The sequence below is a fragment of the Sporolactobacillus shoreicorticis genome, from assembly GCF_024125445.1.
GTDB lineage: Bacteria > Bacillota > Bacilli > Bacillales > Sporolactobacillaceae > Sporolactobacillus > Sporolactobacillus shoreicorticis.
Genome location: NZ_JAMXWM010000099.1, coordinates 1 through 579 on the forward strand (window position 1 = coordinate 1; position 579 = coordinate 579).

General features: G+C 39.9%; 2 protein-coding genes. Both read right to left on the bottom strand.

Annotation, left to right across the window (positions count from 1 at the left end; genetic code table 11):
* The coding region (locus tag NIE88_RS22165) for a hypothetical protein (RefSeq protein ID WP_253065723.1) at positions 1-214 on the bottom strand (214 nt) is incomplete at its 3' end.
* 2 nt (positions 215-216) lie between these two features.
* A complete protein-coding gene (locus tag NIE88_RS22170; protein ID WP_253065725.1) occupies positions 217-525 on the bottom strand; it encodes a hypothetical protein in 309 nt (102 codons plus the stop codon).
* Positions 526-579: the final 54 nt, after the last annotated feature.

Here is a 579-nt window from a genome sequence, read left to right on the forward strand (position 1 = left end):
GTTTGATGATTAAAAAACATTTACGTTCCATACCGGTCAATTGGGCACTTCCTTTTTCATCTTCCTTACGCAATTCATTGACGGTGATCCAGTACAACTTGTGCTGAAGCTTAGCTGCCTTTCGTGCTAATTTTGGACGGTTTTCATTTCTAAAATCAGTCTCCGCTTTCACACAAAGATTGAATAACCGTGTGACTTTATCTGAGTCCATCACTTTCATCGCCCCTCTCGAACTCCGTGTCTCATCCGAACGAACATTTTTGTTGGGTACTGAGTCTTAACCAATTTCTTGCTATCCCATTTCATATCCCGTGAAAATCCAACGATAAACTCGTTATAATATTTGACCTGCTGATGCTTGATCCAACGAACAAAATGAGGTCTAATTTCATTTTGTGAATGAGTGAGATGCTTCTTCTCAAGCTCGCAGAAACTGGAGAATAATAACGCTGACTTAGCTGTTTTCTCAGTGATACGAGCCATTTTTTCTTCAAACGATTCAGTACGATCCACTGCAAGATTCATAGTTTTTCAGCTCCCTTGATTATTCCAAGATTGATCGCAGTCAATCCCGGTTTT

Coding starts and splice junctions, on each gene's coding strand:
- NIE88_RS22170 (WP_253065725.1), bottom strand. CDS start 525: ATGAATCTTGCAGTGGATCGTACTGAATCGTTTGAAGAAAAAATGGCT.